Below are 7,029 nucleotides of genomic sequence, written 5' to 3' on the forward strand. Positions count from 1 at the left end.
ATGGCAAGACCGCGTATCGTCATTACCGGCATCGGCGGCATTTGCGCGCTTGGCAACGATGTCGATGCGATCTGGTCATCCATGAAAGCCGGCAAGTCCGGCATCGGCCAGCTGGAAAACGTCGACACGTCGGCGCTGCAGGTCAGGGTCGGCGCCGAGATCAAGGCAATGCCCGATCATGGCCTGGATCGGCGCCGGCTGATCACCATGGATCGTTTCAGCCTTTTGGCGGTGCTTGCGGCAAAACAGGCTTTCGCCCAGGCTGGTCTGGTGATTGACGAAGGCAACACGCATCGCGTCGGGGCGGCGGTTGGCGTCGGGGTCTTCGGTGCCGAAACGGCCGATGAAAACTACGATGCGGTTCTCGTCCAGAAGAAGCCGCGCACCAACATCTTCACCGTGCCGCGCATCATGCCCGGCGCGCCGGCCGGCCAGGTTTCCATGGAACTGGGTTTGCGCGGCCCGGTGTTCGGTGTGACATCGGCTTGTTCCTCTTCGAACCATGCTTTTGCCTCCGCCCTGGATCAGCTTCTACTTGGCCGCGCCGATGTGATGCTGGCGGGCGGAACCGATGCGCCGCTGTCTTTCGGCGTTTTGAAATCTTGGGAAGCGCTCAGGGTCCTGTCGCCGGATGTCTGCCGCCCCTTTTCCGCCGACCGCCAGGGTCTGGTGATCGGCGAGGGTGCCGGCATGGTGGTTCTGGAAACCGAAGACCATGCCAAAGCGCGCGGTGCGACCATTCTTGCCGAACTGGCGGGTGTCGGCCTGTCTGCCGACGCGTCCGACATCGTGGCGCCGACGGTTGACGGTCCGGCCGCGGCGATGGCCGCCTGCTTGCGCGATGCCGGCCTTTCGCCTGAAGACGTCGACTATCTCAACGCGCATGGCACCGGCACATCAGCCAACGACCAGATCGAAACGCAGGCGATCAAGCGCGTGTTCGGCGACGCTGCGGGCGCCTTGTCTATTTCCTCGACCAAGTCCATGCACGGCCATGCGCTGGGCGCTTCAGGCGCGCTCGAGATGATCGCCTGCGTCATGGCGATCCGCGACGGAATCGTGCCGCCGACCATCGGCTATCGCGAAGCCGATCCGGTCTGCGATCTCGATGTTACGCCCAACGTCGCCAAGGAGCGTCCTGTTCGCGCCGCGCTGTCGAACGCCTTTGCCTTTGGCGGCACCAACGCCGTGATCGCACTCAAGGCGGTTTGAGCCCCACTGTGAAAAGCCATTGGTGAGTCCTATGTCGGTGACGTTGCCGATCTCATAGGATTACCCAATGACCGATCTTTCTCCCTTTCCGATTGCCAAGCGCTGGCCAGCCCAGCATCCCGATCGTATCCAGCTTTATTCGTTTCCAACGCCGAACGGCGTGAAGGCTTCCATCGCGCTGGAAGAACTCGGCCTGCCTTACGAGGCGCACAAGGTCGATATCACCAAAAACGAGACCTGGGGGCCGGAGTTTCTGGCGCTCAACCCCAACGGCAAGATCCCGGCGATCATCGACCCGAACGGCCCGGGCGGAAAGCCGCTCGGTCTGTTCGAGTCCGGCGCGATCCTGACTTATCTCGCCGAGAAGACCGGCAAGCTCCTGCCCGCTGATCCGGCACTTCGCTACGAGACGCTGCAATGGACCTTCTTCCAGGTCGGCCATATCGGACCGATGTTCGGCCAGTTCGGCTACTTCTTCGCCCATGCCGGCAAGGCGATCGAAGACAAGCGGCCGATGGAACGCTACCGCGACGAGACCAAACGCCTGCTCGGCGTACTGGAACAGCGCCTTGAGGGGCGCCAGTGGATCATGGGCGACGAGTACACGATCGCCGACATTGCCATTTTCCCGTGGGTGCGCGGCTTGACCGTGTTCTACAAGGCCGGCGACGAACTCGGCTTCGGCGCGTTTCGCAACGTGCAGGACTGGGTGTCGCGCGCTGAAGAACGGCCGGCCAGCCAGAAGGGCCTGAACATCCCCGCGCGCGTCTGACTTACAGCGCAAGGCTAGCGATGACCCGCGTTCCGCATTACCTTGATGCGGAACACGGAGGCTGCAATGTCGGAGATTGTGAGAGAAGACGGACTGGTGCGCCTGCCCGAGGCCGTGCGCGAGCAGCTTGGGATTACGCCAGGGATGGCGGTGGATTTCGAGACGGATGCGGGTGGCAAGGTTGTGGTGGTGAAGTCTGACGAGGCGCCGGCAGCGGATTCTCTTGCCAAATGGATTGGGTATCTTCGTGATGGGCCAACGACGGACGAAATCATGGAGATGTCTCGAGGCGAAGTGTGACGGCTACACTGATCGACACCAACATCTTCCTCGATCTGTTGAAGGGGGATGCTTGGGCGCAATGGTCCTTTAGAGCTCTTGCCGAAGCACGATCGCGGTGTCGGCTGCTTATCGTCGACGTGGTTTACTCTGAGCTTTCTGTTGGTTTCGCGAGGCGAGAGGATCTCGACGCCTTTCTAGCAGATGCAGGACCTTTGGTGCAGCCGCTCTCTCGGCCAGCCCTCTTCCTCGCTGGCAAGGCGTTTCAGACCTATCGCAAACGCGGTGGGACGCGTACCGGTGTTCTGCCGGACTTCTTCATCGGCGCGCACGCCCAGGTGGAGGGTCTGCCGCTGCTGACGCGTGATCCCCGCCACTACCGGACCTATTTTCCGGGTGTCGAGTTGATCGCACCCTAAGCGAGCAATCTCACACCTTGACGGCCTGCACAGTGCGATCCTCCGTGCCGAACAGCTTGATGTAACGCGCGATCTCGCTTGGCTCACCCGTGGCCTTGTTGGGGTTGTCGGAAAGCTTCACGGCCGGACGGCCGTTGGCTTCCGTGACCTTGCACACCAGCGAGATCGGATCGAGGCGGTCGCTGTCGACGGGCAAACAGCCTTCGAAATCGTTGGTGAGGTTGGTGCCCCAGCCGAACGACATGCGTACGCGGCCTTCGAAATGCTTGTAGGTGTCGATGATCGTGTCGACATCGAGCCCGTCGGAAAAGATCAGCAGCTTTTCGCGCGGGTCGCGGCCGTGTTCCTTCCACCAGGTCAGGATCTTTTCGCCGCCTTCGATCGGCGGGGCGCTGTCGGGGCGGAAGCCGGTCCAGTCGGCGACCCAATCCGGCGCGTTGCGCAGGAAGGCGGCGGTGCCGTAAGCGTCAGGCAGCACGATCAGCAGGTTGCCGCCGTACAGCGTGTTCCAGTCCTGCAGCACCTTGTAGGGCGCGGCCTTCAGCGCTTCGTCGCTGGTGGTCAGCGCGGAGGCCACCATCGGCAGTTCATGCGCATTGGTGCCGAGCGCTTCGAGATCGGTGTCCATGGCGAGCAGGACGTTGGAGGTGCCGGTAAAGGCCTCGCCGATGCCTTCCTTCAGCGCTTCCACGCACCAACGCTGCCACAAGAACGAGTGCCGGCGGCGGGTGCCGAAGTCGGAAATGCGTAAGTCGGGCAGGGTGCGCAGACGCTCAACCTTGTCCCAGGTCTTGGCCTTGGCGCGCGCATAAAGCACGTCGAGCGCAAAGGGGCCCATGGCCTTTAGGGCCGAGCGCGAGCGCAGCTCGTTGATGATGGCGAGGGCGGGGATCTCCCACAGCGTCGTTTCCTTCCACTTGCCATGGAAGGTCAGCTCGTACTGACCGTCGCTGGAGCGCGCCAGCTCGTAGTCCGGCAGCTGGAAGTCGGCGAGCCAGGCAATTAATTCAGGCTGGAAGATCTGCTTGCGGCCGTAAAACGTGTTACCCGCGAGCCAGATCAGCTCCTTTTTCGACAGAGTTCGGGTGCGCGCATGGTCGAGTTGTTCGCGCAACTCGCCTTCGTCGATCACCTCGGCCAGCCGCACCTTCTTGGTGCGGTTGATGAGGGAGAAGGTGGCGTCGACATCCGGGTACAGCGCCCAGATCATCTGCAGCATGAGGAGCTTGTAGAAATCCGTGTCGAGCAGACTGCGGATGATGGGGTCGACTTTCCAGGTGTGGTTGTAGACCCGTCGCGCGATGTCTGTTCGTGCCATGACGGTTTTATCTCCCCGCAGTTGCGGGCTTTGTTTAAGCTTCTCGATAACAAAAGAAAAGCAAGCCGGGCGTGCCGGAAGCCGCTTTTGGTTTAGGCCAGCACGACGCCGGCGCCGCGCATTTCGTCCAGCATGAAGGCCATGGAGCCGCCGAGATCGATGCCGCGGCAAGCGTCCAGACGAACTCGGACGGCAAAGCCTTGTTTCACCGCGTCGATCGCCGAAAAGGCGACGCAGAAATCCGTCGCCAGGCCGCACAAAGTGAGAGTGGTAAGCCCGCGCTCGCGCAGATAGCCGGCAAGACCGGTTGGCGTTGTGTGATCGTTCTCGAAGAAAGCGGAGTAGCTGTCTACGGACGCGCGAAAACCCTTGCGGATCACAAGTTCGGCCTTGGTCCAGTCGAGGTCGGGATGAAAGGCGGCACCGTCGCTGCCTTGGATGCAATGATCCGGCCACAGCGTTTGCGGGCCGTAGGGCATCTGGATCGTGTCATAAGGCGCCTTGTTCTCGTGCGACGAGGCGAAGGAGGAATGGCCGGCCGGGTGCCAGTCCTGCGTCAGCACGACATGATCGGCCTCGGCGATCAGCGTATTGACCAGCGGCACGATGCCATCGCCGTCTTGAACCGCCAGCGCGCCGCTGGGGCAAAAGTCGTTTTGCAGGTCGATGACGATCAGGGCCTCGGATGTCATGACGATACTCCTCAGTTGCGCATGCAAGGTGGACAACCCGTTCGCCAAGCGCAAGGCGGCGAGTTGTTTATTCCACGTGGCAGGGGTGCGCGGATCAGCGTTCTTTCAAAGCATGGATACGCGGAACAATCCTTTACCTTGCCGCTCACATTTAGCACGGCAGACCGGGCGCAAACCTTGCTCGCCGGGGTATCTTGGTTTAATCACCCCGCAGGCAAAGAGGCGGCTTTTCCGGTCGCCGTTCCGCGCAGTGCGCGACCCGACCAGCAACTGGATGGATGCATGCAGAACGCAGCCCTGGCGCTCGACGCCACGACCACGGCTTTCCCGATTCCCGCGAATGTTTATGCAGAGCGCGTCACGTCGGTTACCCACTATACGGACAGCCTGTTCTCGTTCCGCATGACGCGGCCGACAACGTTCCGCTTCCGCTCCGGCGAGTTCGCGATGATCGGTCTGCCGAATGCCGCGAAGCCGATCTTCCGCGCTTATTCGGTTGCCAGCCCCGCCTGGGATGAAGAGCTTGAGTTCTACTCGATCAAGGTGCCGGACGGTCCGCTGACCCAGCATCTCCAGAAGATCCAGCCGGGTGACACGGTGTTGCTGCGCCAGAAGTCGACGGGAACGCTGGTTCTCGATGCGCTCAGCCCGGCCAAGCGTCTCTACATGATCGCCACGGGCACGGGTTTTGCGCCGTTTGCCAGCCTGCTGCGCGATCCCGAAACCTATGAGAAGTTCGAAGAGGTCATCGTCACCAATACCTGCCGCGACGTGGCCGATCTGCGCTACGGCAACGAGCTGGTTTCCGGCGTGCGCGAAGATCCGCTGATCGGCGAGCTGGTTGAGGGGCGCGTGCATTACTATGCCACCACGACGCGCGAAACCTCGCCGCGCATGGGCCGCATCACCAAGCTGCTCACCGAGGGTACGATTTTCACCGATCTCGGTCTTCCGCCGCTCGATCGCGCAACGGACCGCATCATGATCTGCGGCTCGATGGCGATGTTGAACGACGTCAAGGACATCGCGGAAGCGGCCGGCTTCGTGGAAGGCGCCAACAACGCGCCGGCCGATTTCGTCGTGGAACGCGCTTTCGTCGGCTGATCGAGCCGACGCTTAAGCCTACAGGCCTCGAAAGAAAGCCACGACGTCATCCAGCGCCGGTGCCTTGCCGCGTAGAGGTCGGCTCAGCGCCAGCACCAATCCGGCATGGCCGAGGTCGGGATAGAACTTGGTTTCGACCTGGTGGCCATGGTCGCGAAGAACCTTGGCCAGTTGTTCGGTGTTGCGTGGGCGCACGGTCGTGTCGTCCGCACCGGTGGCGAGGAAGGCAGGCGGCGCGTAAGTGCCGCTGGTGATCCGATTGACCGGCTGGCTCAAGCGCAACTCGGATGGCTTGAGATGACCGAACGCCGCGACACTGGCGTCTGCATCGAGCGGCACGAAGTCATACGGGCCAGCAAGCCCAGCGAACCCCTTCACCACGCGCGGCGACACGCCTGCCGCCTGGAGGAAATCCGGCGCGAAGGCGACCATCGCGGCGTTATAGGCGCCGGCGGAATGGCCGACCAGGAAGATGCGATCGGGATCGCCGCCGAAGCGGGCGGCGTTGCGATGCGCCCAGGCGACCACGGAAGCCGTGTCCTGAACGAAATCCGGATACGGATGCTCAGGCACCAGCCGGTAATCGCCGATCACCGTAACATAGCCTTGTGCGGCAAAGGCCCGGCCGGCAAAGGAATAGTTGCTGCGCGATCCGTTGTCCCATGAGCCGCCGTAAACAAACACCACCACATCCCGCTTGGTGTTGGCAGGTTCATCACTCGGCGCATAAACATCGAGCTTCTGGCGCTCATCACGCCCATACGAAACATCGGACGCAGCCAGGGTCGAGCCGCTATCCTTGAGAAGCACCGCATTCAGCACGCCCAGCGAAGAACAGCCGGACAGGCCGAGCATGGCTGGCATCAGCAGGAACAGCAGTTTGGCGCGCGACAGCAGGGACATGACAGCTCCGGATTGAACGGCGAGAAGAAGTGCCGCTCTTTTCCATCCGGGTGAAACCGCGCTTCAGCGCTTAGCAACGACAAACAGCGCGGCAAAGTTGCGCGCGCCGTTGCCTATCAACCGAGACGTTGCGTCAGCGATCCTTGAGAACCGGGATCGTCACGCTCTGGCTGCCGCTGGGCGGCGGGGGAGCGGAAATGCCGCGCACGGCGCCCACCACGGCGGCATCGATCTCGGGATTGCCGGAGGATCGTGCCACGCGGACATTGCTGACCGCGCCGGATCCGCCGACCGAGAACGAGATCACCACCGTCCCCGTGCCGCGGATGC

The 7,029-nt window shown here is 62.3% G+C and carries 9 protein-coding genes; 5 read left to right on the top strand and 4 right to left on the bottom strand.

What is annotated here, in order from left to right:
* From RTX98_RS10615 to RTX98_RS10630, 4 genes are all read left to right on the top strand, one after another.
* Positions 1-1,212, top strand: a complete 1,212-nt coding sequence (locus RTX98_RS10615; protein ID WP_312796482.1) for a beta-ketoacyl-[acyl-carrier-protein] synthase family protein — start codon at positions 1-3, stop codon at positions 1,210-1,212.
* Positions 1,213-1,279: 67 nt separating this feature from the next.
* The gene (locus RTX98_RS10620; RefSeq protein ID WP_312796483.1) at positions 1,280-1,984 is read left to right on the top strand and encodes a glutathione S-transferase N-terminal domain-containing protein; all 705 of its coding nucleotides are present in this window, start codon (positions 1,280-1,282) and stop codon (positions 1,982-1,984) included.
* A gap of 66 nt (positions 1,985-2,050) precedes the next feature.
* The gene (locus tag RTX98_RS10625) at positions 2,051-2,284 is read left to right on the top strand and encodes an AbrB/MazE/SpoVT family DNA-binding domain-containing protein (RefSeq protein WP_312796484.1); all 234 of its coding nucleotides are present in this window, start codon (positions 2,051-2,053) and stop codon (positions 2,282-2,284) included.
* Entirely contained in the window at positions 2,281-2,682 is a 402-nt protein-coding gene (locus RTX98_RS10630) for a type II toxin-antitoxin system VapC family toxin (RefSeq protein WP_312796485.1), read from the top strand. The genes RTX98_RS10625 and RTX98_RS10630 overlap by 4 nt, the downstream gene beginning before the upstream one ends.
* Positions 2,683-2,692: 10 nt before the next feature.
* Here RTX98_RS10630 and pncB read toward each other — a convergent pair whose 3' ends face one another.
* Entirely contained in the window at positions 2,693-4,000 is a 1,308-nt protein-coding gene (pncB, locus tag RTX98_RS10635; protein ID WP_312796486.1) for a nicotinate phosphoribosyltransferase, read from the bottom strand.
* A gap of 92 nt (positions 4,001-4,092) precedes the next feature.
* Complete coding sequence (gene pncA / locus RTX98_RS10640) at positions 4,093-4,692, bottom strand: bifunctional nicotinamidase/pyrazinamidase (RefSeq protein WP_312796487.1); 600 nt, start codon at positions 4,690-4,692, stop codon at positions 4,093-4,095.
* 282 nt (positions 4,693-4,974) lie between these two features.
* Between pncA and RTX98_RS10645 the strand changes: the two genes are divergently transcribed.
* Positions 4,975-5,796: a ferredoxin--NADP reductase gene (locus RTX98_RS10645; protein WP_189504203.1), complete on the top strand. Its 822-nt coding sequence runs from the start codon at positions 4,975-4,977 to the stop codon at positions 5,794-5,796.
* A gap of 18 nt (positions 5,797-5,814) precedes the next feature.
* Here the strand turns inward: RTX98_RS10645 and RTX98_RS10650 are convergent, their stop codons facing one another.
* Positions 5,815-6,699, bottom strand: a complete 885-nt coding sequence (locus RTX98_RS10650) for an alpha/beta hydrolase (protein WP_312796488.1) — start codon at positions 6,697-6,699, stop codon at positions 5,815-5,817.
* Positions 6,700-6,832: 133 nt separating this feature from the next.
* A partial coding sequence (locus tag RTX98_RS10655; RefSeq protein WP_312796489.1) for an energy transducer TonB occupies positions 6,833-7,029 on the bottom strand: 197 nt, incomplete at its 5' end.

This window comes from Tianweitania sp. (assembly GCF_032053605.1).
Lineage (GTDB): Bacteria > Pseudomonadota > Alphaproteobacteria > Rhizobiales > Rhizobiaceae > Tianweitania.

Bases quoted from the DNA above. Each gene is read 5' to 3' on its own strand.
- RTX98_RS10645 (WP_189504203.1), top strand. From the start codon at position 4,975: ATGCAGAACGCAGCCCTGGCGCTCGACGCCACGACCACGGCTTTCCCG.
- RTX98_RS10650 (WP_312796488.1), bottom strand. From the start codon at position 6,699: ATGTCCCTGCTGTCGCGCGCCAAACTGCTGTTCCTGCTGATGCCAGCC.
- RTX98_RS10620 (WP_312796483.1), top strand. From the start codon at position 1,280: ATGACCGATCTTTCTCCCTTTCCGATTGCCAAGCGCTGGCCAGCCCAG.
- pncA (WP_312796487.1), bottom strand. From the start codon at position 4,692: ATGACATCCGAGGCCCTGATCGTCATCGACCTGCAAAACGACTTTTGC.
- RTX98_RS10615 (WP_312796482.1), top strand. From the start codon at position 1: ATGGCAAGACCGCGTATCGTCATTACCGGCATCGGCGGCATTTGCGCG.
- RTX98_RS10625 (WP_312796484.1), top strand. From the start codon at position 2,051: ATGTCGGAGATTGTGAGAGAAGACGGACTGGTGCGCCTGCCCGAGGCC.
- pncB (WP_312796486.1), bottom strand. From the start codon at position 4,000: ATGGCACGAACAGACATCGCGCGACGGGTCTACAACCACACCTGGAAA.